Raw genomic sequence first — 23,872 nt, 5'->3', positions numbered from 1 at the left:
CACCGAGGTTCACCATGATTCCACGTACTCTCTTCGACGCCGACCTTGAAGGCTTTCGCGATTCTGTCCGCAAGTTTCTGGAGCAGGAAGCCGTGCCTTACCATGATCAGTGGGAGAAAGACGGCCAGGTCAGCCGCGAACTCTGGCAAAAGGCCGGTGAGCTTGGATTCCTTTGCCCGTGCCTGCCGGAAGAGTTTGGCGGTGTAGGTGCGGATTTCCGCTACAGCGCGGTGTTGATCGAAGAGGTGGCCAGGGCCGGCTTGACGGGGATAGGCTGGGGCTTGCACTCTGACATTGTAGCGCCCTACGTGCTTAATTATGGTTCCGACGAGCTCAAAAACCAGTATTTACCGAAGCTGGCCAGCGGTGAGATGATCGGTGCTATCGCCATGACCGAGCCCGGCGCTGGTTCGGATCTGCAGGGCGTGAAAACCACGGCGGTCAAGAACGGCGACCATTACGTTCTGAACGGTTCGAAAACCTTCATTACCAACGGACAGTTGGCGGACGTGGTGATTGTTGTTGCCAAAACTGATCCCAAGGAAGGCGCCAAGGGCATCAGTCTGTTCGTGGTGGAAACCGCGTGGGAAGGTTTTGAGAAAGGTCAGAACCTGAACAAGGTGGGTATGAAGGCCCAGGACACCTCCGAGCTGTTTTTCCAGGACGTGAAAGTGCCTGCAGGAAATCTGATCGGCCCCGGCGAGGGGCAGGGCTTTTTCCAGCTGATGCAGGAACTGGCGGCCGAGCGTCTGCAGGTTGCCCTCGGGGCTGTCGCCGCGGCTGAAGCTGCCTGGGGGTGGACCCTGGATTACGTCAAGGAGCGGAATGCCTTCGGCAAGCCGGTGATTGCTTTTCAGAATACCCGCTTCAAGATGGCGGAGATGAAAGCGGAAATCACCGCCGCCCGGGTATTCACCGATCGGTGCCTGGAACTGCATCTGGACAAAAAGCTCGACATTCCCACCGCGGCGATGTTGAAGCAGCTCACCACGGACCTGCAGTGTAAGGTGATGGACGAGTGTGTTCAGTTGCACGGTGGCTACGGCTACATGTGGGAGTACCCGATTGCACGGGCCTGGGCAGACTCACGGGTGCAGCGGATTTATGCCGGCACCAATGAAATCATGAAGGAAATCGTTGCCCGCTCATTCTGAGTATGGCCCCGGGGGTTCTGGTCACCCTCGGGTTCTGATCAAAGGGGCAGCCGAAGGCGGTGTTAGCACTGCCTGTTTCCTTGGATCAGGAGGGGCGCAGATGAGTCATCAATTGCCACGAGAAAACAACTTCGAAGTGACCAGCCTCGAAGAGCTTGCACCGATGGCAGACTATTCCCTGATGAATAGTCTGAACTGCGATCCGGATGCAACGCCCGATGGAGTTGACTTCCGGCCACGACAGGTATTCTCGGGGCACTACGTTCCGGTCAGGCCAACGCCCATCGAGACCCCTGAATACGTGGCTCACAGTGAAGGTTTGTTCCGCGAATTAAACTTTGCCGACAGCCTGGCCCAGTTCGCTGACTTTATCCGTATGTTCTCCGGAGACCTTTCACTCGTCCCGGAGCCGATGAGCAAAGTCGGTTGGGCATGTGGCTATGCGCTTTCCATTTACGGCACCGAGTACGTCCAGCAGTGCCCGTTTCAGACCGGCAACGGCTATGGTGACGGCCGTGCCATTTCGGTACTTGAAGCGGTCATCAATGGTCGGCGCTGGGAAATGCAGCTAAAAGGTGGCGGACGGACTCCATATTGTCGCGGCGCCGACGGCCGGGCTGTTCTGCGTTCCAGCGTTCGTGAATTCCTGGCGCAGGAACACATGCACGCGTTGGGAGTGCCGACCTCCCGGTCTTTGAGTCTGTATGTATCGAAAACGGAGAAGGTGCGGCGCCCCTGGTACTCCGAGGGCTCCCATTCCCGGGATCCCGACCAGCTCATTTCGGAGCCGGTTGCCATCTCCACCCGCGTGGCCCCGTCCTTCATTCGGGTGGGTCAACTCGAACTCTTCGGTCGCAGGGCCCGAAAGCAGGAGCACCCCGGTGCGCCTGAAGAACTCGAGCAACTGGTACTGCACCTGATTGACCGGGAATACAACGGCGTTATTGACCAAACACTTGCGACTCCCACAAAAATCGTGATGCTCGCGCGGGCGTTCCGCAGCCGTCTTGCCTCCCTGGTCGCGAACTGGATCCGGGTTGGTTACTGCCAGGGTAATTTCAACAGTGACAACTGCGCCGCCGGAGGCTTCACTCTGGATTATGGTCCCTTCGGCTTCTGTGAAGTATTTGAACCCTTTTACCAACCATGGACCGGTGGCGGACAGCACTTCTCTTTTCTGAACCAACCCGTGGCAGCAGAATGGAACTTCAAGAGTTTCTGTTCAGCCCTGCAGCCTCTGTTAAACGCTCACGAGGACGAACTGGCTGAGCTCGAGGAGATTCAGGAAGGTTTCCCGGAAGTGATGCAGGCGGAATTGCAGAAAATGTGGGCAGCGAAGCTCGGGCTTGACGCGTTTGACGCTGGACTCTTCAGGGAGCTGATGATGCTGATGACGCAAACCCCCGTGGATTACACCGTCTTTTTTCGCGAACTCTCATCAATACCTGACGACATCGGGCCAATCGAAAAGAGCTTTTACAGGTCACTGAATCAAGCGGGAGGGGCTGACACGGACGCGTTGCTCAAGCGTTGGTCAGAATGGCTTGCCGAGTGGAAATCGCGAATTGGAATCGACGGGGATGGCCCGGGTAGCAGCGGTTCCCAATTCCGCGAGGAACTCTCCCGAAGCATGAAACTCGTGAATCCAAAATACACCATGCGCGAGTGGTTCGTGGTGCCTGCCTATCAGCGAGCGGCCGATGGTGATTACCGGCCACTTAGAGCACTGCAGGATGTATTGACTCAACCCTACGCCGAACAGTCGAATGCCGTCGAGGCGCGATATTACCGGCTGAAACCGTCAGAGTTGTTCGATCTTGGCGGTTTTTCCCATTACAGCTGCTCGTCGTGACTTGTTACCAAACTTTACAAATTGCCAAACCTATCAAGGTCTCCGGCCACCACATCCCCTAAAGTAGCGGCACAACCTCTAACAAGGATAAACGGTTGCCGCGATGAAATGCCTACTCTGCCTCTCTGTTTCTGCTTTATCCCTCGCCCTGGCCGGTTGCGGCAAGGAATCCGATCAGCTGCCCGTGGACGGTCGCGATTTTGATGGTGTGGAGTACAGTGAGCCTGCGCCCTATACCGGTAAGGTCATCGACGGTTACCTGAACAACGCCCGGGTCTGGCTGGATATGGATAGCGACAGCCAATTCACCCCCGGGCCTCTGGTTATCAAACTGGAGAATGGCCGCGAAGTCACCCTTGGCTCCGGCGAACCGACCGCCATGAGCGGACCGGGGGGCCAGTTCTCACTGGATATCTCAGAGCTGGTTCTGGAGCCGGCAGTAGGTCCGGATATTGATCCCCGGGACTATCCGCTCTATGCCCTGGCGCTGCCCGGCAAGACTCTGGAAGAGACCCGCAGTGGGGAGGTGCCGGTCGCCAGTGCCTATATGATGTCGGCGCCTCCCGGTGTCCGGAACCTTACACCCCTTACCACTCTGGCCCGGTACCGCGGCCTGGTGGGGTTGGGGTCTTTCCTGGAAACCCCGGCAGGGGCAGCTGCCAGTCTGGCGGATCTGAACCTGGTGCGGGATTACATCCTGGCGCAGGATGACCGCTCCCACGCCTACGCCCGCGCGCTGGCCCGATTCATGGCCAGCCAGATTCCCGACGCCTACAACGAGCTGCTGGCGAAGGAAGGCAGTGACGGTACAGAGCGCTTTCTCAGCAAGGAGGCGGCATTCCTGCTGGGTCTTTCCGTGGTCCAGAACGCCGGGGATGTGATCGCCGTGGTTGATGCGGCTGCTCAGGGGGGATACGCCAATGTTGATGTCGATGCACTGGAACTGCCCCAGGTGAATGTGGAGCTTCGGGATCCGGTTCTGCTGACCAGCCAGGCCATTTTCGCCGAACCCTCCAGCCAGGGAACCTTGCCCTCACTCCGCTCCGGCCTGCAGATCTCTGCAGAGTTGAACTTCGATTACACCGAGAGCGGTCGCCTGCTCTCGGTCTCAGCGAATGGCTGCCTTGCGCCGTCCATGCTGGAGCTGGCCAGGCTTGTGCGTGTAAACGGCTACATGGCTAACCTCGAAACCCAGTGGCTGCCGGCAGTTGCGCTCTCCGGGCAGAGCCGGGTGAACTACGATCTTGAGGGTATCGATGAGCGCCTGATCTTCGACTGGGACAACCAGCGAATCTATTTCGAGACCAGTACCACCTGCCACCAGCACGTTGGCATTCCGGCGGGGTCAACCGAACTGGCGGGCAATCCTGAAATTGAATATCGCTGGACAAAAGATGGCGGCGTACTTGTGGAGCTTGTTGCGGAATACGCCGGGGGCGTTACCCGCACTCTTGTTCCTGACAACACTCCTCTTCCGGATGGATCTGACGCACCACAGGAATTCCCCGGGTATCGGATTCTCGAGGACGGTGTCGAAAAAGAAGCTGTAACCCTGACCTCTGGCATAGAAACCTGCGATTCCCAGTTGGACGCTGTGGGAGCAAACCAGGTGGTTACCGGTTATCTGAGCTATGATTTTGCCGGTTTTGAGCCTCAGCCAACCGGTTTCGCCGATCTGCTCCTTGAGTTTGATACCAGGGATTTTTCAGAGTCGGAACAGCCAAACCTGCATCTGTTGCGCTACGGTTTCCTGGATCCGTCACTTTCTGATCTGGGCCGGGTGACAGGCGATGGCAGTTTTGAGTGGGCGATGAATTATCAGGTCGTGGGTGCGCCAGGCTTCGTTCCTGACCAGCCGAATCTTATTCGCGATGCGTTTTTGAAGAGTTATAAAGGCGCCGGTGACTGTGGCCGGAAGCTCGATGAATTACCAACTTCAGCCTATGCGCAGGTCGAGTACAGCTATCAGCGGTTGTCTCAGTACCTGGTGGATTTGCTTGAGTAATTGATTGAAATATTGGGAATGAAGCTCTGGCAGTGTTATTCGCCTGCGCAGATTTATATTGCAGAAGCAAATAATTGCAGTAATTGGATATCGGTAGAATGTACCCTTCTGTAAGCTTCCGGGACATGCGTTAATTAGCATGCGCATTAAAGGGGCTTATCTGTTATGCGTGCGTGTAGTACCCAGTTTTATGTACTTGAGCATTACCTACGATTGGCCACCAAAATACCTGAGGACTGGTTGTCCTCTCTTCAGATCATGACTCGCAGCCCGCGGCTTTCGATGGAAGTTGATCTTGCCGGTAAGCATCAGGGTTTTTGCTCCCGTCTGGCATTTCTGGAAGCCGGTGGCATTAATGTCTGCGGTGTCTACCTGAAGTCCGCATCTAGTATTTGTGGTTCGAATGCCTCTACCTCGGCGATTATTTTTCCCCTGCACGGAACGGTAGACTTCGATATTAATGGTAAGCATTTTGTCAGTGCGCCAGGAGTTCCTTTTATACTCGATCCTGATGTGGAATTCTGTGCTCGTCTGTCTCCAGAGTTACACTTATTGATTGTTCAGTTGAGTCAGCCAACTTTCCTGAAAGGCATCCGGCCTCCACAGCATGGTGATTCGGAGTTGGTAAAGTTGCTTGAGTCCTATCTGGTGGAAACGGCGTTTTTTCGGGATCACCAGCATGCCAATCAACGAACATGCCTTTTGGGGAACGCGCTGAACAACTACTTTTCCGAAGGAAGACTCGAAACCCGGGAGTTAAAAAATAAGGTTCTGATCGGTACAGATCGGCGGCTTTGTCAGGCTTTCGAATTAATTAACGACAACCTGAAGACAACTGTAGATCTGGAGGCAATCGCCAAGGGCTCTGGCCTGAGCCTCAGAAACCTTTATTACCTTATGCGAAAGTACACGGGTATGACTCCGTACGGCTATTGTCAGTCACGCCGGTTAATCAAGGCCCGTGAATCGTTGATCTGTCACCATTCCGAGAATCCAGTGATTGCAGACCACGCATTGAGGCAGGGGTTTAACCACGCTGGCCGCTTTTCATCCTATTATTACGATCATTTTGGCGAGTATCCCAGCGAAACCCTTCAGAACCTGACCGCACTTAAACAAAATGCTGAAAAAGTGCTGTCGGTGGATGCCGGGGCAATGAAACGCAAAAAGTACTGGTACACATCGTCAGCTTCTCCTTAATTTGAATTCGAAGACAGGCTGCATGAAAATTCTCATGTCGATGTACTGGGGCGGCAGACTTAGTCGCATGTGCTGACATTGTTTCGGGCATTGGCTTTGCTCCGATAAAGTGCTCCGTCGGCCCTTTTTAAGGCATCTTCGAAGCAGCGGTCGTCGCTTCGGAATTTTGCAATGCCGAGGCTGATAGTGGCGCATGTCCGCACGTCGTCGATTTTGAAGCGAGCCGCTTCGACTGATTTGCGGATCCGTTCCGCGAAAGTCTTGGCATCATCCGTATCGGTGCCGTTGAGCAGAATGGCAAATTCCTCGCCACCAAGTCTGTAAGCATTGTCGGACGGTCTGAGTTGGTCCACTACCAGACTAGCCGCCTGTTTCAGAACTTCGTCTCCCATCGCATGCCCGTATACGTCGTTGATGTTTTTGAAGTGATCAAAGTCATACATGACAATGGAGGATATAATTCCTGATCGGATAAACGAAGAATAGCGGCTGTTCAGATCCTGGTTGAACTGCTTTCGATTGAACAGTCCGGTTAGCTCGTCGGTGACCGACTCTGTTCGTAATTTCTCTTCCAGATTCTTCTGGTCTGTTATGTCACGCATGACGCCGATTACGATATGGTCCGCTTCTTGATGGACTGTTTCCTCGATCCAGCGGATTTCTCCCTCCTTCTTCCGAATTCTGTAACAAACGGTTCGGGCAGAAATGGCGCCCCAATGACCATGAAAGGCGTCGAACTGCAGCCGGTCTTCTGGGACACACATACTTTGTGCGGCCGGGAAGGAAGGCTTCTCATCGGGTTGCAGCCCCAGAAGTTGTGGAACTGTCGTTGACCAAATTAGTTGACCGGTCTCCAGGTTAGTTTCCCACCAGGCCAGGCCACCGACTTCCTGGGCTCTCGCCAGACGGGCATTAGCAGATTGAAGCTTCTCTTGCATCGCTTGTACCTCCGCTCTTTCGGAGTCGTCACGAATCACGGCAAGGGTGTAGTCAAGAGATTCAACCCTGAACTGACTCAGCATAATGTCTACAGGGAAAGTGGAGCTATCCTCCCGCTGGCCATGAAAGCGAAGACCTGTTCCCATGGGACGTTGTTGGGGTTGGCTAAAATACCGTCTGACATGGTCATGGTGAGATTTGACAGAGGACTCAGGTATCAGGATGTCCAGCGGAGCGTCCTCCAGACTCTCCGTCGTCCTGTCGAAAAGATCGGCAGCCTTCAGGTTGGCAGCGACAATCTGCTGTTCCTGATTTACCAGAATGGCGGCATCGGGAATCGCGTTGATCATCCATTTCAGGTTTTCAGGATTCATGGGTGCAGTTGTTCCGGGTAGTCTTGATAGGCATTTTTTATTTCTACGAAGCTCTCAATATCCTCAAGAAACAGGTCTGTAAGTTCCGGGTCAAAATGTTTGCCGCGATTATCTCTGATCAGTTGCACGGCATCGGCCACAGACCACGCTTTTTTGTAAGGGCGCACGGAAGTGAGCGCATCGAATACGTCGGCTAATGCCGCAATTCTTCCTGAAACTGGAATTTCTTCACCTTTGAGCCCGCGAGGGTAACCACTTCCATCCCATTTTTCATGGTGATTCAGGGCAATTTCCCGTGCCAGGACTATGAGGTCGCTGTCATTACCCTCCAGAAGCCGGCCGCCGATTTCGGCGTGATTTTTCATCGTTTGCCACTCGCTGGGCTCCAACTTTCCCGGCTTCAGGAGTATGGCGTCGGGGATGCCGATTTTGCCGATGTCATGCATCGGGCTGGCCTGAAGCATAAGGTCGCATTGCTGCGCAGACCAGCCTGCTTTTTTGGCGAGCAAGGCGCACATTTTGCTCATTCTTATGATGTGGTTTCCTGTTTCCTCGTCGCGGTATTCCGCTGCATGGCCCAGCCGGCGAATGATTTCCAGCCGGGTTTCCTGTAGCTCCCGCGTCCGCTGGCCTACCAGAATTTCCAGGTGGTCTTTCTGGTTGCGTACTAGCCTGTGAGCAACGTGAGCGTCAAGGAAATTCCGGACTCGCATCAGTAGTTCACGCCGATCAAACGGCTTACTGATGAAATCCCGGGCACCAGCTTCCAAAGCTTTCAGCAGATACTCTTGTTGGTGCTGGGCGGTCAGGATAATAATCGGTGGCAAAAGGGGGTCATCCAGCCCGGCCAGCTGTTCCATGACATGATAGCCATCAATGCCTGGCATATTCAGATCCAGGAGAATCAGAGCAGGGCGGTGTTCCAGATAGGCATTAAGTACCTGTCCAGGGTCGCTGATTAAAACCAGGTTCGTGTAGCCCGCCGAGGTAAGGATTTTGTCCAGCAGCTTCAGATTGACCAGTTCGTCGTCCACGACAAATATGGTCTGTTCATGAAGGTTTTTTTCTGAAAAAGCGTACATGAGCGAGCTACCCTAAATATTTTTCCAGTGTGTTCATCAGTTCGTTGATATTGATGGGCTTGGTCAGATAGTCATCGAAACCGGCATTCCTGGCCCTTTGCATATCGTCGCTCATGGCGTTTGCAGTTAGCGCGAGCATGGGCTTCTCACACAGGTGTTTAACAGACTTCAGTTTGCCAAGGAGCGAGAAACCGTCCATGTCGGGCAGATTTATGTCTACCAGAATAAGATCCGGAGGATAGTTGCTGGCGAGTCTCAGGCCGTCAGACGCGCTGGTTGCGGAGATTAGAGTAAATCGGGGTTGGCGATTAATAATTCGCTCAACGAGTTTCAGGTTTGCAGGATTGTCTTCAATATAGAGTATCGTGCATTCGCCTGCGTGGAGATTCTCGTCACTGTTATCCGGAGCAGGGTTTGAATGGAGCGTTGGCAAGCCGTTGGTAAATGTGTCGCGGTTTTCAGCCGGCAAGCGTATCCAGAAGGTTGAGCCCTTGCCGACGGTACTGGTGACACCCATGCTGCCGCCCATTAGCTCGACCAGTTGTCGAGTCAGCGATAGCCCGATCCCGGTGCCTTCAATATGGCTGAGCTCTGCTCCCAGTCGGTTAAAGGGCTGGAATAAATCCGGGAAGCGGGACTCGGGAATGCCGTTCCCGGTGTCTGAGACCCGGATGTCTATCCAGGACTCCTGATACCGCCTGGCTTCAACCTCGATGCTCCCGTTCAGCCGATTATATTTCACTGCATTGGATAGGAGGTTCAGCAGGGCCTGTTTGAGACGAGTCCAGTCAGCGGTTACGTGGAAGTTGTCAATGCCACAGGTCGTGATAGTGAGGCCCCGCTGTTCAGCAGAATGTTTGATCAGTATCAGCGCATCATGAATAACTGAGCTGACCGGTAAGTTTTCAAGGGACAGCTCCAATTTGCCGGACTCTATTCTGGCCAGGTCCAGCACTTCATTTATCAGTGCTAGCAGATGGGTGCTGGCGGAAAGGACCTCACCAATGCTGTCTTGCTGATCTTCATTGAGCTTCGGGTCGCTTTGCAGTAACTGCCCAAAGCCCTGAATGGCGTTCAGAGGCGTACGCAGCTCGTGGCTCATACTGGATAGAAATTCGGATTTGGCGCGATTCGCCTGGTCGGCCCGCAATTTTGCACGGATCAGGCTCTTCCGGTTCACCTCCTCCATATCGAGCATTCTCTGGGAATTGATGATGACGCCATAGGTCGCCATGAATGGCCGTAAAAACTCGATAATCGAAGCGTCATAACCTGAACGCCGGTTCGCAAGCGCAAAGTTGCCAACCAGCTCGGCGCCGATAAAAACAGGCACACTGAGAAGCGTCCGGATTTCCGGGTGCCCGTTGGGAAGGCCGGTAAAAAGCCCCTCGGACTGAGACGCACTGACGGTTATGATTTCTCTTTGGCGAATGGATTCCCCCAGCATGTTATCCAGGTCATGGAATTCGAATTTTTCAGTACCGACACGGCTGTACATTTCGGCAGATTCGGGATCCCAGGAAATATCCGTAATAGCCTGCACTCTGAGAAAAGGGACATCGCCAGGAGTGAAAAGCACCTCCGCCAGGAAGCCGAACTCACTGTCCGTAAGCTCGAGCAAACTCCTGAGCATGGAGTTGAGGGTTCCCCTGAATTTGCCTTCCAGAACAAATGCAGTGAGGGAGTCGTGAAGCATGTTCAAGAGCGCGGTCTGACGTGCCAGCTGCTGCTTGGTTTCGTGCATCGCGGTGATATCTTCCACCACGCCCAGCATCTGTTTTGCGTTGCCATCGGTTCCACGGACGACTGCTCCGGTTTCGAGTAACCACCGCACAGCACCGTCGGGCCAGATAATCCTGTGCTCTATTTGATAGGGAACGTCGTGTTCGATGGATGCCTGTATCGCCTGCCGTACCCTGTCCCTGTCGTCCGGATGTATCGCTTCAATAAAGTTCTCGAAAGAGGTCTCGAGGTCGCCCTCAGGGTACCCGAACAGCATGGGGACCCGCTCAGTCCAGAACAGTTCGTCGTTATCGAGGTTCCACTCCCAGGTTCCAATATTTGCAAAAGATTGTGCCCTGCGCAGACGTTCGCGGCTGCGTTCCTGATGGAACTCCGATATCCAGCGGGCGAGGGAATGGGAAACGACGTTACCTAGTACGTTAATCAGGCCCTGCTCGCAAAAGACTTCAGTCAGTCTGCTGGCCTTTGCGTAAAGCGCGAGGGAGCCTATTTCCGCCTCATTTGCCCGTAGGGTTGTTTCAAATCTTTGGTTATTGGCTTCCAGCGGCGCAGTATCGTTAGTGTCTGAAATGGAAATGGTCGGGATCGTGCTCGCGTCTGTTGTAAACCTCTGCCAGGTTGGCAGAATGTGATCAGTCTGGTGAACTTTAATGGAGATATGGCTGACCCCCAGAAACTCGCTAAGAGGCTGGAGGGCAGCCAGAAGCGTTAGCGGAGCATCAGCCCAGTGTCCGGAAAGAATGCCCGCGCTTACCTCGCTGACCAGACTTGCAAGCTTGCTTTGTAATTCCACGTACTGCTCAGATTTTTTAACGTGCGTGATATCTTTGCGGATAGCAATGAACTGATATGGGCGCTTTCTGTTGTCCAGAAAGGGCACAATGGTAGAGGACACCCAATACAGGGTACCGTCCTTTGCCCGGTTACATATCTCACCCTGCCAGACGTCGCCACGGGATATGGTTTTCCAGAGATCCCGGTAAAACTCGGGTGAATGATGGCCGGATTTCAGGATACGGTGATTGTTCCCGAGAAGTTCCTGTTCGGAGTACTGGCTGATATCGCAAAAGCGTCTGTTTACTTCGGTTATTTGTCCCTGATGGTTGGTTTTGCTGACAATGGCGTGGTGGTTAAGAGCCAAATGCTCCTGTTCCCGCTCATACAGGATATCGTAGACCCGGCCGCCTGGCGTTTTTTGCTCGGCGCGCTGACTCAATTGTTCCAGGATGACCTGACCCAAATTTGGGTAGTCGACACAGTAGAGGTTAGCTCGACCCTGTGCCAGGCACTTTCTCAAGTCAGAATCCTGTACTTCTTCTGCTATGAGAATAATTGGCAGGCCTGAGCTTCCTGGGAAAAAACCCAACAGGCCAATGAGGTCGGTATAGTTTGTTTCGCATGGGCAGTGGCTTATCACTACCGCATCCGGCTTGTATTTGGCGAGAAGGTCAAACAGGGAGTTGGCATCATTTGCACGGATTGCCTGCACCGATTGCTTTGAGAGGTCCGCATGGATTGTTTTATGAACAGCGTCCCGGTCCTCCAGAACCAGGACGCTTCTGGTTGCCAGCAGGTCAGAAATACCCAGTTCCCTGCAGGTATCCGCCAGCATTCGGGAGGTTGCGGGCTTTGCCAGAAAGCGACGTGCGCCAGCGCCAACAGCGTCGCGGGCTTTGTCCAGTGATATTGACTTCCCCATGACCACGGCGGGCGCGGTGCCAGATTGACTGCACGCCAGTTCCTGGAGGATGCCCCTCAAGGCTTTCGTTTCGCAGCCATCGGCGTCAATAAGCCACATGTCAGGTGCTTCGCTGACCTCGAAGGCATCTGATGCAGGCGAATACCGGCAATGTAACCCCGAAGCCGATAGCGCTTTTTGCTGCCGCTTCAGCCAACCGATGGTGTTGTCGTTTCCCAATACCTGGATATCAATCATTTGCGAGTTGTCAGGCGCTGTTTCGCTCTCGTAATCGATAAACCAGCCCGGCAACTTCACCGATCTGTCGTTTCAGCTCGTGCATGGATTCCTGAGCTTCTTTTACTACCGACATGGCGGTATCGCCAAGGTCATTGATGCTGACAATCTTCCCTGATATTTCAGAGGATGCGTTGTGCTGCTGTTCTGCCGCGGCAGAGGTGCCGTCGCATGCCTCGGAAATCCGCTCTATAAACGTGACCAGCTCTGCGAGTGTATTTTCGGAGCTGATGGCATTTTCAACGGTTTTTTGCGCGTAGCTGTCGCAACGCTGCATGGACTCGGTGGCGTTCGAAACGGTCTCGTGAAAGTGGCCAAGGGTGGCGTTGATCTGCTCCGTTGTCGTTTTTGTTCGCAAAGCCAGACTACGGACCTCGTCTGCTACCACTGCGAAACCCCGGCCAGCGTCGCCTGCTCTGGCGGCCTCTATGGAGGCGTTCAGTGCGAGCAGGTTGGTTTGCTCAGTGATTTCACCAATAACGCTGAGTGCCTGGGCGACGCCCTTACTTGCCTCAGTTAACTGGCCGACGGTCCGGGAAGCTTCGGAAAGCTCTTTGGAAAGCGCATCCATACTGTGGCGGGTTTCCCGGGTCAGGGCCTGGCCACTGGAGACCCGATCATTAGCCATGCGCACCTGATCAAGCATGCCGGACGCATTACTCGCCACTTCCCGGGAGGTGGCGGACATCTCTTCGCTGGCAGAGGCAATGGTATCGGTAGCAGTGGATTGCTCCTGAACGGCAGAATGAGCGTCATTGCTTCGGGAAATTGTGTGCTCGGCACCGCTTTCCAGTTTACCGATGACATCGTCCATCCGTTTTACGATGGCGTCGAGTTCTGCTTGCTGTTGGCTTATAACCAGTTCCAGACTGCCGATATCATCGACTCGTCCGGTAAAAATCTGCTCTGCAACGCTGTCATTGATGACTTCGCGGGCTCTCTGAACGCATTTTCTCAATGGGCTGGTGAGCCCGGTAATAACGGCGGCGGTTATCAGAAGTGCGCCAAACCAGATTCCGAGAATGGCGTAGAGGGAGGTAGCGAAGAACTGCGCGATGCCCGCCGCCGCAAGAACAAGAGCCATCGCAATGATCAGCTTCACATTCAATGACAACCCCCGGCGAAGGCTTGCTGCTTCGACCGGGCCTTTGGTCGGCTGGGTCTGGCGCAGTTTGGCGTATAGTTTCTCTGCCCGGTATTCCGCCTCAGGGGATAGCTTTGAGCGAATCGATTGCAGCTCAACAATTTCTCCGTTCTTGCCGGTCACAGGAATCGCGTAGGCTCTGACCCAGTAATGATCGCCATTCTTGCAGCGGTTTTTTACCGCGCCGAGCCAGGTTTCTCCTGCTTTAAGTCTTCGCCACATCTCCTCGTAGGCTGCCCGGGGCATATCCGGGTGACGAATAATGTTGTGGGGCTGACCAATCAGTTCTTCCCGCGAGAATCCGCTGATCTCAACGAACTCATCATTAATATGAGTGATCTGTCCCTTGGGGTTTGTTGTCGAAAGTATGTTGGCGCCCTGACTGACAGGCACGCTTCGGTTGGTGACAGGATGGTTCGCTCGCACGGATGAATCTCTCTTGAAACAGTACGATGGATGAAATTTCGACAGGTTTTACTGGTTCAAGTATGGTTCAGATCACTACATGTTGAGCTTTAAGAGACAGGCCATAAACAGCAGAATGTTTCAAATTTAGGTTTTTAGTTCCTTGTTTTTAAAGATAAAAATTAAATTTAATCGTTAATTCTGAAGATTGTTCTCTGTATTTTTTGCAGAAACCGGATAGCGAAGTTCTGTTTTTTGCAGAATCTGGATAAGACAGAAGCGCCCGTTTCCCGAATTGCGTTGGGCATGGGCCGCAACGTTGCTGGCCGGATGTTGACTGATAGCTGCCGAACATAGGTAGTCATTTTCGGCTCGTCGTCTGGCCCCCGGTGTCCTTCCCGAACACCATGCGGTACCTGTTGATGAGAGTGGCATGGCAGTCGCAGGCAGCGCTCTCAAGCCCGGCGTGATCAAGAATGCGGATCTCGCCACGGGAGTGGCTGATCAGGCCCCGCCGATGCAGGGAGCAAACGGCAAGGGTAATTCCGCTTCGGCGAACTCCAAGCGCATGGGCAAGCTGGGAGTGGGTGAGATGGACCGTATCGGTGAGGCCCAGCTCCTGGGTCATCAGCAGCCACCGAGCCAGGCGGGGCTCGATCTCGTGGAAATGTATGCAGGCAGCGGTCTGTAAGGTCTGCATCATCAACCGAAACTGGTAGTGATGCACCAACTCCAGCAGACGCGCGTTGGCACGCAGTTCCTGTTCCAATTGTGCCGTCGCCATCACCAGGGAGGCGCCGGCTACCTGAACTATCGCGCGCATGGGCGCAGCCAGGATGCCCAGTGATAACGTAGCTCCGAGCATACCGTCGCGGCCGATCAGGCCCAATTCGAGCGGCGACCGGTCATCAAGCGTCATAGCCAGTGAAATGACTCCGGATGTCGGAAAGTACGCCTTTTGCAGGTCCTGATTCGACTCACAGAGAACATCGCCCTGATTGAGCGCGGTTCTGTGACACTTCGCGGCAAACCGGTGGCCCTCCTTGCCCGGCAGCGTTTCGATTATGGAGTTTCTCTCCCGTTCACAACCCTCAGTCATCATGACGGTTTCCCTGCGGCGTTCCGGCCATTCAAGCTTCCTTAACGTGGACCGGCAGAATTTCCTGATTACCCTGTGCGCATGCGTGATCAAGGTCTGTGCGCTGGCGCACCCTTTATTTCTCAAGCACGTTTTGGCTGGTGAGCAATTGACGCCAACTGGGCTCGGGGATCGCGTGGCGTGGCGCAGCTTTGTTGTCATGTCCACGGTTTCGCGTGTTTGATGCTCAAGCGCCTTGATGTCGACGACCACTATCGGGCTAGCCGGGTGCAGAGTCTTGTTTCTGGGGTGCTCTTCAAGGCGCTGGGCGAAGCCTTCCGGGGATAGAAGGCCAGTCAGCCTGTCCTCAAAAGCGGCACGTTCAACTTCCTTCTGTGCGTGTTTCAGTTCAGTGGTGTCGGAAAAGGCTGCGATAACACGAAAGTCATCGCCTTCACCATAGGAACTCAGGCCCACATCAAGTGAAAACTGGGTTCCATCTTTGCGCAGGCCCTCTATTTCGCGTTCTGGGCCCATCCGTTGCGCCCCCGGGCCTTCCAGGAAATCTGCACCCAAGTGACTATGCTGTGACCTGACCAGGGATGGGACGAGCGCGTCGACGGGCATGCCTATTAATTCCTCTGGCGAATAGCCAAACAATAGCGCCGCTTGAGTATTGGCGAGCGTGATGCTGCCCACTTTGTTGATCACGATCATCCCGGTGGGCGCTGCGTCAATAATTCGCTGGAGGTCCTGTTCGGCGCGTTTCAACTCAGTAATTTCCTGAGAGGCGGCAATCCACTCAAGAAGTCTACTTTCGTCATCGAGCTGGATACCAATTATGTGGGAGACGGTGCCATCAGTTCATTGGCGATTTCCGTCGTCAGGGCGTGCACCAGCGCCACAGCGCGCTCGCAATCAATCAGGTGCTTGCCCGCGAACACAATCACTGACGACTGTGATTGTGGGTGGGGGATGCTTAGGGCTTCAACAGCGATGAAGGCGGTTTCGGCCAGAGCCGTGTCGAATGGCGGTGTTTCTGTCCGGGGAATACCGTCAGCCAATGTTGCCTGAACGCTGTCGAGCGTTATCAACAGCTTCGCGGCCTCCGGGTCACCGACGAAATGGCTCGGAGAATCTTCGTCTTTGATAATGACCGCCGCGCAAACCACTGAGCAGGCCATGGCTAACGCCTCGGTGAGGTCAGTGAATAGCTCGTTGTTGTTTGGCGGTCCTGCCATGTATCGCTCCTGAGAATCGGGCTATCACAGTTTCGGATTCTAGGCTCAGAAGAACAACATTGTCAGTACGTTACCGCACATACGGAAGTCGGCTGTTCCTGATAGCGTGAGACCAACGGGAAATTATGACGGAACCAGGTTGGGAGCTAATAATATTTCACGGAGGAGGCCGATCGCTATGAAGCTGGTGCAATTTATCCAGATGGAAATGGAGCAGCTGCTCGAGCACTGGGAAGACGCCGAGCCCAAAATCGCCCCGGAATTGCAAGGCAAACGTCGCCGCGCCCTTAAGGATCAAGCCCGTGAGATGCTGGAGCTGGTAACCCAAGGCCTGGACACTTCCCAACCCGAAGACGAGGCAACACGAAAGGCTCTTGCCAAAGGCAAATTTCCAGTCTTAGGCCTCGATAGTGATCATGGAACACGCCGTTTCCAACAGGGTTTTTCCATGCTTCAAATGATACGAGAACTCCGGGCCCGGGTTACCAGGGCTTGGGGCTATGAACAGAGGAGTCTCACCGAAAAAGACATCGATGAACTGGTGCGGTTCAATGAGGCCATCGACGGGCTGATTGCCAACTTGGTGTCCAGCTTCTCAACCCACAAGGGACAGGGTACGCGGCTGATAGAAACCATGCTAAAAACCTATATTGATCCCGCCGCCATATTTGATACCAATGGCAAGCCCCTGTTTGTCGAAACGGAGATAGCAGACCTGGTCAATGCGTCGCAGCGGAACGTTATTGGCGCAACTCCACTTGAACTGGTTCTGGACTTGGCCACCGAGTTGCTAGATGCAATCACCACAACCGTTGCCACCGGCGAGACTCAGCACAGGGAATTTCATCACGGCGTACCCTTCAATTTTGAATGCCAGTTTGTCCCCGTTTTTAACGACCGCAACGAAGTGAAAGCTGTCGTCAAGACGTCGCGGAAAGTCACTGAGCGCAAACAGACAGACTTTCAGGTCTGGCGAAGCGCTAATTTTGATGCGCTAACCGGCCTTCCCAATCGGCGACTGTTCCTCGATCGGCTCGAGCAGACCTTTCTTGAGGCTCAACGAGAGGGCAGCTCCTTTGCCCTGTTATTGATCGATTTCGACCGCTTCAAGCAAGCCGAAGACCAGCTCGGAAAGGAGGCCGGGGACCGGCTCCTGGAGCAAGTGGCCGAACGTATCAGCGCCAAAGTCAGGGCCATCGACACCTTCGCCCGTCTAGAGGAAGAAGAATTCACCCTGATCTTGAAGAAAACCGGCAGTGACGGGGCAAAGAAAGCTGCCAAGGGACTTTTGACCAGCTTCGAGCAGGCGTTTGAAGTTGATTCTCAACGAGTCCACCTTTCTGCCAGTATTGGCCTAACGCTTTTCCCCGATGACGGCAAGAATATCGACCAGATGATGCACAATGCCCATAATGCTAAAGAAGCCGCCAAAGCGCATGGAGGCCATCAGGTTCAATTCTACGAGCCCTGGATGGTGTAGACCGAACCAGAGCATCTGCGGCTGCGCAGGGACTGTTGGCACCATCGTTACTGTGGCCCAAGCGATAGACGTCCGGGTAGTTGGAGTGGGCGTTCAAAGGGTTGAGGTGTTGCTACGGCGAGACAGCCAGATAAGGCCTTCTGGCAATCAAGACAATATAATCTGGAAAGTAATTCTGACCAACTTCCTGAGGGAGGAAGTGGTGCCGAGGAGAGGACTTGAACCTCCACGGGGTTGCCCCCACTAGCACCTGAAGCTAGCGTGTCTACCAATTTCACCACCTCGGCAGGTGATTTGCAGATCGTTAGCTTGTTGAAAACTAGACGTTTCTGCCAACGTTGAGGTTTGTCCCTCAACCGATGGCGCGTACTTTAATAATTCCCGTCGGGGCTGTCAAACGTTTTTTTGCAAAAAGAATGGCAGGTATTTGTGCCTATTCGAGGCAGGTTGATAGGCAGGAGCTACATCCCGACGTTATACTCCATTGCAAATGAATCCAGACTGTGCCGTTGGGGTGCAGAAGTAAAGCAAGGATCCGAATGGTTTCCAGAAATAAGAAAGACCGGGATCCTCACGCCAGTCGTGAGGCCCAAAATTACGATAACCCTATTCAAAGCCGGGAATTTATCCTCTCGCATCTTAAGGATCGCGGGGCTCCCGCAACACATGAAACATTGTGTTCCGAGCTTGGACAGAACTCGCCGGAAGGGATCGAAGCCCTCCGTCGTCGTCTTATTGCCATGTGCAGAGACGGCCAGCTCATCTGTAACCGCCGTGGCGCTTACCTTCCTATTGAAGAAGCTGATCTGGTAACGGGCCGGGTTACCGGTCACAAGGATGGTTTCGGATTTCTGGTGCCGGACGATGGCGGCTCCGATCTGTTCCTGACTGCGCGCCAGATGCGCCAGGTGTTCCATGGTGACCGGGTTGCTGCCCGGGTTGACCGGATCGATGACCGCGGTCGGCGGGAAGGCGTCATTGTTGAGGTGCTGGAGCACCGCACCGAGCAGACAGTTGGTCGCTTTTTCAAGGAAAGTGGTATCGCCTTCGTTGTTCCGGAGAATGCCCGGATCAACCACGAGGTATTGATACCGGAGGAGCATGCCGGCGAGGCGTATCACGGCCAGTATGTGGTGGTGGAAATTCTGCGCCAGCCCACAGTTCGCACCCAGCCAACGGGCAAGGTGATCGAGATTCTCGGCGAGCACATGGCGCCGGGAATGGAAATTGATGTTGCCATCCGTTCCTACGACATTCCCCACAGTTGGCCACCTGCAGTGGGGGAACAGGCTGCGTCAATTTCCTCCGAGGTTGCCGAAAAAGACAAGGCAAACCGGGTCGACATCCGCAATATGCGATTGGTCACCATTGACGATGAAAGTGCCCGGGATTTTGACGACGCGATTTATTGCGAGCCTCGTCCCCGTGGCGGTTATCGTCTGGTCGTGGCGATTGCCGATGTGTCTCATTATGTTCGGCCTGAGTCTCCGCTGGATGAAGAAGCCATCCGCCGGGGCAACTCGGTGTACTTCCCGGACCATGTTGTGCCAATGCTGCCGGAGAAACTCTCCAACGGATTGTGCTCCCTGAATCCGGATGTCGATCGCCTGTGTATGGTGGCCGACATGACCATCAGTGCGGCCGGTAACATCAGCGGCTATACCTTTTATCAGGCGGTGATGCGCAGCCATGCCCGGCTGACCTACAACAAGGTCAGCGACATGCTGGAGCGGCCGGATGCCGAGCAGGGTTACCGACTGGCGGCCCAGTACGCGGATCTTCTGCCGCACCTTCACAACCTGTACGACCTGTACAAGTTGCTGCGCCGGGCGCGGACCGAGCGCGGGGCGATCGATTTCGAGACCACCGAAACCAAGATTGTGTTCGATGCGGAGCGCAAGATTGAGGAAATCGTGCCGGTGCAACGCAACGATGCGCACAAGATTGTGGAAGAGTGCATGCTCTGCGCCAACGTGGCCACGGCCCGCTTCCTCAAGAAGCATGAGATGCCCGCCCTGTACCGGGTTCACGACGGCCCCTCGGAAGAACGACTGAATGCCCTTCGCCTGTTCCTGGGTGAGTTGGGCCTGCAGTTAGGTGGCGGAGACAAGCCGGCCTCGTCCGATTACCAGGCTTTGCTGGCGGAAGTGGCCGACCGGTCTGATGCCAATGTGATCCAGATGGTCATGTTGCGATCGCTCAGCCAGGCGGTGTATAGCCCGGAAGAGAGCGGTCACTTCGGCCTAGGGTTTGCGAGTTATACCCACTTTACCTCGCCGATTCGCCGTTATCCGGATCTGATCGTGCATCGGGCGATCAAGTCCCGCATTCACAATCCCGAGGTGAAGAAGGATGTCGTAACACCACCGGTTACGGATCCCCAGCTCGCTGAATACCCCTACGATTATGCCAGCATGGAGCGGCTCGGCGAGCACGTGTCCATGACCGAGCGCCGGGCGGACGATGCCACCCGGGATGTCATGGCCTGGCTCAAGTGCGAGTTTCTCAAGGACCATGAAGGCCAAGAGTACGATGGCATTATTGCTGCCGTGGTGCCATTTGGCTTTTTTGTGAATCTGTCAGGTATCTATATCGAAGGGCTGGTTCACGTCTCCACCCTCAGTGGCGACTATTTCCATCATGACGCGGCCAAGCACCGCCTGATTGGTGAGCGGACGGCGGTAAGCTTCCGTCTGGGTGATGAAGTCCGTGTACGGGTTGTCCGCGTGGGGATGGAAGATCGCAAAATCGATCTGGAGCTGATCAGCACTCCGCAGCGGCGCCAGGCCGACCGGGATGCCCTCGACATGTCCAAGCGCGAGACCCGTGGCAAGGACGGCAAGCGTGGCGAGAAAAGCCGGGGAGGGAAAGGCAGTCGCAAGAAAGGCGGCGGCCCTTCAGGCTCGGGCGATCAGGGGAAGCCCGCGAGCGCGAAGCCCAAAAAGGGTGGAAAGCCTGCCAGTGCCAGGGACCAACTGGTCGCGGACGCGGCCAAAGAAGCGACAAAGAAGAAGCCCGCCAAAGGGTCGGGCAAGTCTTCCGGCGCCAGCAAACAGCGCAAGCCCCGTAATTCGGGCAAGTAACAGGAAACAGAATCAGTGTCCGGAGAGTTTGTGTTTGGCTGGCACGCGGTTGAGGCGGTTCTCAAGCGCGAGCCTGAACGATTGCAGCAGGTCTGGATTCAGACCGGCAGGCAGGACAAACGGGTCAAGAGCATTACCGATGCGTTGGATACGCTGGGTGTGCGCTGGAAAGTGGTGCATCGCAAGGAACTCGACGAGCGGGTTGGCGGTGTACACCAAGGGATTGTGGCAGAGGTCAGTGAAAGCCGGGAGTGGACTGAAGATGATCTTCTGGCGCAGCTGGCCAGCAGTGACAAGCCGCCATTCCTGCTGGTGCTTGACGGGGTAACCGACCCCCACAATCTTGGCGCCTGCATGCGTACGGCCGATGCCGTGGGTATTCAGGCGGTGATTGTGCCGAAAGACAAATCCGCCACACTGACACCGGTAGCCCGCAAGGTTGCGTGTGGTGCTGCAGAGACGGTGCCGTTTGTTCGGGTGACCAATCTCGCCCGCTTCCTCCGGGGCCTCCAGGAACAGGGGGTCTGGCTGATCGGTACCGCCGGTGAAGCGGATGCAACGCTTTACCAGGCCGATTTCAAGGGGCCGATGGCGCTGGTGATGGGCGCCGAGGGCAAGGGCATGCGCCGTTTGACCCGCGATCACTGCGATCAGCTGATCAATATCCCCATGCTGGGGCATGTGGACAGCCTCAATGTGTCCGTGGCTACGGGTGTTTGCCTATACGAAGCCCTGCGTCAGCGACTTGGTTAACCCTTGCACACAGGGGCTCACCCGCCTAGAATACGTCACCCCTTTTCTAAGGGGTGGTTTTGTATTGCCTGAATGTTGGTAGTGCAAAGTCTCGCTTTTGATCAAGCCTTTCTTGCAAAGCCTTATTGATAAAGCAAAAAGAAACCGGCAGCTCAGGCTGTCAACTCCTTGCTTTCACATTTGTCGGTCGCGAATTTTTCAATCTGGCCGGTAAAAAGGAAGCTGTTTAAACCGTAGGGAGAACTCATGCGTCACTACGAAATCGTTTTTATGGTACATCCGGATCAGAGCGAGCAGGTGCCCGCGATGATCGAGCGTTATACCGGCGTCATCACTGAAGATGGCGGTCAGGTACATCGCCTGGAAGATTGGGGCCGTCGTCACCTGGCTTACCCGATCAACAAGATTCACAAGGCTCACTACGTACTGATGAACGTTGAATGTTCGCAGGCCGCAATGGACGAGCTGACTCACAACTTCCGTTTCAACGATGCCATCATCCGCGACATGATCCTGCGCCGCGATGGTGCAGACACGGACCTGTCCCCGATGAAAGCTTCCGAGTCCCGTGAAGACCGTCGTGGCGGCGATGATCGCCCGCGTCGTTCAGCTGAATCTGACGAGCCACGTCAGCAGGCTGAAACCCAGGACGAAGAAGAGTAATTAACCGGAGTTGAGGAGTTAAGTTATGGCTCGTTTTTTCAGACGTCGTAAGTTCTGCCGCTTCACGGCAGAGGGTGTTAAAGAGATCGATTACAAGGATCTGGACACTCTGAAAGGCTACATCACTGAAACCGGCAAAATCGTGCCCAGCCGCATCACCGGCACCAAAGCACGTTATCAGCGTCAGCTGGCAACCGCTATCAAGCGTGCCCGCTACCTGGCACTGCTGCCGTACTCGGACAGCCACGATAACTAAGTAACAGAAACACAGGATTTGGGACCATGCGTGCACTTGCACAGTATGTAATGCGCGGTCCCCTGCAGGCGGGCGGGGTAGCAGCAGTAACCACTGCAATACCCCTGCTGTTCTGGATTGGCGCAGCCGTTGTCGGCCTGGTTTTTCTCAGGCTCGGCATCAGCCAGGGGCTCAGTATCGGGCTCTGGGCATTGCTACCGGCACTCGGCTGGAGCATTTTCGGGCAAGACCCGACGGCTCTTGCGGTACTGCTTCAGGTAATGCTGATGGCGGCGCTTATCCGGACGACGCAGTCCTGGGAGAAGGCCCTTCTCGGAGGGAGTTTTCTCGGAATCGTCACAGGGCTGATCTTGCCTGTGATCTATCCCGGACTGCTGGATGATCTGGTCCAGGCCGGGGTGAGCTTTTACCAACAGTACAACGCCGAAATTGCGAAGAGTCTCGGGGACGACCTTGAGAGGGTAATTCGGGACACCATGAACGCGAGTATGGCAGGCACCTACCTGGCAACAGGTGTGGGCATGACATTGCTGGCGCGGGCGTGGCAGGCCGGGCTTTATAACCCGGGCGGATTCCGCAGGGAGTTCCATAGCCTGAAGCTGTCTCCCCCGATTGCGGTGTTGTGTGCGGTAACCATGGTGGTGGGTCCGTTTCTCGGGCTGAACGCCATGCTGCTGGCCTGGGCTGCGGGAACGCCGCTGTTTTTGGCGAGTCTGGCGCTGGTTCACGGCATTGTTGGTTTGAAAAAGCTGAGTGGGCAGTGGTTGGCGCTGTTTTATATAGCACTGGTTCTGTTGGGCCCAAGCCTGATGATTCTGTTAGTGGTTCTGGCTTTTGTGGATAGCTGGCTGGATATCCGGAGGCGTATAAAGCCTGCCGGACCGGCTGAATAAAGCACGAAGAGGTTAACGAGATGGAAGTTATTCTGCTCGAGAAAGTTGCAAACCTTGGCTCCCTAGGTGACAAGGTAAAGGTTAAGGCCGGTTACGGTCGTAATTTCCTGCTTCCGTATGGCAAGGCTGTACCTGCCAGCGAAGCAAACCTGAAGGCGTTCGAAGAGCGTCGTGCCGAGCTTGAGAAAGCAGCCGCTGAAAAGCTGTCTGCTGCCCAGGCCCGTGCCGAGGCTCTGGAAGGTGCTTCCTTCACCATCAGCTCCAAGGCTGGTGAAGAAGGTAAGCTGTTCGGCTCTATCGGTGTGCGTGACATTGCTGACGCGATCACTGCCGGTGGCACCGAAGTTGAGAAAAGCGAAGTTCGTCTGCCGGAAGGCCCGCTCCGTCTGACCGGCGAATACGAGATCGAGCTTCAGCTGCACTCAGACGTCGAAGTTAGCATCAAGCTGGCGATTGTTGCCGAGTAATCCGTTTTCCCTGAAAGCGGAGCCGGGTATTTCCCGGCCTTGGTAATGCGCCGGTGGCCGGCACTGCCTTTTCGAAGGCATTCAC

Annotated in this window: 17 protein-coding genes and 1 tRNA gene; 11 read left to right on the top strand and 7 right to left on the bottom strand. The window is 54.9% G+C overall.

Annotated features, from left to right (window positions below):
• Positions 1 to 14: 14 nt before the first annotated feature.
• From CLH62_RS17195 to CLH62_RS17180, 4 genes are all read left to right on the top strand, one after another.
• On the top strand, positions 15 to 1,154 hold the full coding sequence (locus CLH62_RS17195) for an acyl-CoA dehydrogenase family protein (protein WP_099619400.1): 1,140 nt from the start codon (positions 15 to 17) through the stop codon (positions 1,152 to 1,154).
• A gap of 100 nt (positions 1,155 to 1,254) precedes the next feature.
• Positions 1,255 to 3,006, top strand: a complete 1,752-nt coding sequence (locus CLH62_RS17190; protein ID WP_099619399.1) for a protein adenylyltransferase SelO — start codon at positions 1,255 to 1,257, stop codon at positions 3,004 to 3,006.
• Positions 3,007 to 3,109: 103 nt separating this feature from the next.
• The gene (locus CLH62_RS17185; RefSeq protein ID WP_099619398.1) at positions 3,110 to 5,011 is read left to right on the top strand and encodes a hypothetical protein; all 1,902 of its coding nucleotides are present in this window, start codon (positions 3,110 to 3,112) and stop codon (positions 5,009 to 5,011) included.
• Positions 5,012 to 5,224: 213 nt separating this feature from the next.
• Positions 5,225 to 6,211 carry an AraC family transcriptional regulator gene (locus CLH62_RS17180; RefSeq protein WP_170005821.1) on the top strand — a complete coding sequence of 329 codons (987 nt, stop codon included), beginning with the start codon at positions 5,225 to 5,227 and terminating at the stop codon, positions 6,209 to 6,211.
• Positions 6,212 to 6,270: 59 nt separating this feature from the next.
• Here CLH62_RS17180 and CLH62_RS17175 read toward each other — a convergent pair whose 3' ends face one another.
• From CLH62_RS17175 to CLH62_RS17150, 6 genes are all read right to left on the bottom strand, one after another.
• The gene (locus CLH62_RS17175) at positions 6,271 to 7,524 is read right to left on the bottom strand and encodes a sensor domain-containing diguanylate cyclase (RefSeq protein WP_099619396.1); all 1,254 of its coding nucleotides are present in this window, start codon (positions 7,522 to 7,524) and stop codon (positions 6,271 to 6,273) included.
• Entirely contained in the window at positions 7,521 to 8,606 is a 1,086-nt protein-coding gene (locus CLH62_RS17170; RefSeq protein ID WP_099619395.1) for an HD domain-containing phosphohydrolase, read from the bottom strand. Before CLH62_RS17170 ends, CLH62_RS17175 begins: the two co-directional genes overlap by 4 nt.
• Positions 8,607 to 8,613: 7 nt before the next feature.
• Positions 8,614 to 12,285 (bottom strand): PAS domain-containing protein, encoded by a 3,672-nt coding sequence (locus CLH62_RS17165; RefSeq protein WP_143752379.1) that lies wholly within the window; start codon positions 12,283 to 12,285, stop codon positions 8,614 to 8,616.
• Positions 12,286 to 12,295: 10 nt separating this feature from the next.
• Positions 12,296 to 13,894: a methyl-accepting chemotaxis protein gene (locus CLH62_RS17160; RefSeq protein ID WP_099619393.1), complete on the bottom strand. Its 1,599-nt coding sequence runs from the start codon at positions 13,892 to 13,894 to the stop codon at positions 12,296 to 12,298.
• Positions 13,895 to 14,234: 340 nt separating this feature from the next.
• Positions 14,235 to 15,722, bottom strand: coding sequence for a PAS domain S-box protein (locus CLH62_RS17155; protein WP_099619392.1), 1,488 nt, complete (start codon positions 15,720 to 15,722; stop codon positions 14,235 to 14,237).
• Positions 15,723 to 15,790: 68 nt separating this feature from the next.
• Positions 15,791 to 16,192 carry a hypothetical protein gene (locus CLH62_RS17150; RefSeq protein WP_099619391.1) on the bottom strand — a complete coding sequence of 134 codons (402 nt, stop codon included), beginning with the start codon at positions 16,190 to 16,192 and terminating at the stop codon, positions 15,791 to 15,793.
• Positions 16,193 to 16,370: 178 nt separating this feature from the next.
• Between CLH62_RS17150 and CLH62_RS17145 the strand changes: the two genes are divergently transcribed.
• Positions 16,371 to 17,672 (top strand): sensor domain-containing diguanylate cyclase, encoded by a 1,302-nt coding sequence (locus CLH62_RS17145; RefSeq protein ID WP_099619390.1) that lies wholly within the window; start codon positions 16,371 to 16,373, stop codon positions 17,670 to 17,672.
• 200 nt (positions 17,673 to 17,872) lie between these two features.
• Here CLH62_RS17145 and CLH62_RS17140 read toward each other — a convergent pair.
• Positions 17,873 to 17,959 (bottom strand) — tRNA-Leu (locus tag CLH62_RS17140).
• Between the two features lie 252 nt (positions 17,960 to 18,211).
• Between CLH62_RS17140 and rnr the strand changes: the two genes are divergently transcribed.
• The 6 genes from rnr (at position 18,212) to rplI (ending at position 23,787) form a co-directional block, all read left to right on the top strand.
• Complete coding sequence (gene rnr / locus CLH62_RS17135; protein WP_099619389.1) at positions 18,212 to 20,755, top strand: ribonuclease R; 2,544 nt, start codon at positions 18,212 to 18,214, stop codon at positions 20,753 to 20,755.
• 15 nt (positions 20,756 to 20,770) lie between these two features.
• The gene (rlmB, locus tag CLH62_RS17130; protein ID WP_099619388.1) at positions 20,771 to 21,508 is read left to right on the top strand and encodes a 23S rRNA (guanosine(2251)-2'-O)-methyltransferase RlmB; all 738 of its coding nucleotides are present in this window, start codon (positions 20,771 to 20,773) and stop codon (positions 21,506 to 21,508) included.
• Between the two features lie 246 nt (positions 21,509 to 21,754).
• A complete protein-coding gene (rpsF, locus tag CLH62_RS17125; RefSeq protein ID WP_099619387.1) occupies positions 21,755 to 22,171 on the top strand; it encodes a 30S ribosomal protein S6 in 417 nt (138 codons plus the stop codon).
• 25 nt (positions 22,172 to 22,196) lie between these two features.
• Entirely contained in the window at positions 22,197 to 22,427 is a 231-nt protein-coding gene (rpsR, locus tag CLH62_RS17120; protein WP_007154918.1) for a 30S ribosomal protein S18, read from the top strand.
• Between the two features lie 26 nt (positions 22,428 to 22,453).
• Positions 22,454 to 23,320: a YybS family protein gene (locus CLH62_RS17115; protein ID WP_099619386.1), complete on the top strand. Its 867-nt coding sequence runs from the start codon at positions 22,454 to 22,456 to the stop codon at positions 23,318 to 23,320.
• Positions 23,321 to 23,340: 20 nt separating this feature from the next.
• Positions 23,341 to 23,787 carry a 50S ribosomal protein L9 gene (gene rplI / locus CLH62_RS17110; RefSeq protein ID WP_099619385.1) on the top strand — a complete coding sequence of 149 codons (447 nt, stop codon included), beginning with the start codon at positions 23,341 to 23,343 and terminating at the stop codon, positions 23,785 to 23,787.
• Positions 23,788 to 23,872 lie beyond the last annotated feature (85 nt).

Origin of the sequence: Marinobacter guineae (assembly GCF_002744735.1) — a bacterium.
Taxonomy (GTDB): domain Bacteria; phylum Pseudomonadota; class Gammaproteobacteria; order Pseudomonadales; family Oleiphilaceae; genus Marinobacter; species Marinobacter guineae.
Note: the sequence above shows the minus strand (reverse complement) of the source record. Positions and strands in the feature narration are given on the sequence as shown.